Origin of the sequence: Colwellia marinimaniae (assembly GCF_002207865.1) — a bacterium.
GTDB lineage: Bacteria > Pseudomonadota > Gammaproteobacteria > Enterobacterales > Alteromonadaceae > Colwellia > Colwellia marinimaniae.
Map to the genome: position 1 here is coordinate 1 of NZ_BDQM01000450.1, position 244 is coordinate 244.

The following is a 244-nucleotide window of genomic DNA, read 5'->3' on the forward strand; positions in this document are numbered from 1 at the left end:
CTGCTGGACCACATCCGAATTGTCGACATAGTCGCCGTCGTAGTCGTTGTGGCCTTCGGCGCGGCTGGCAAAGCCATCGACCTGCAGCTGCTTGCTGAAGGCGTAATCGGCGCGCAGGCTGGCGCTGTCGTTGCGGTAACCGTCGCGATCTTGATGCGTGCCGGGCACGATGAAGCAGCCGGCGCCGGCCCAGGTGGCCGGATCGTAAAAGCCGCGGCAGGCATTGATGCCGTCGGTCTCTTGG

General features: G+C 64.3%; 1 protein-coding gene. It reads right to left on the reverse strand.

The window, feature by feature from the left end:
• Positions 1-244 (reverse strand): hypothetical protein (locus tag MTCD1_RS21410; protein WP_200818707.1); only part of this gene is annotated, 244 nt, incomplete at both ends.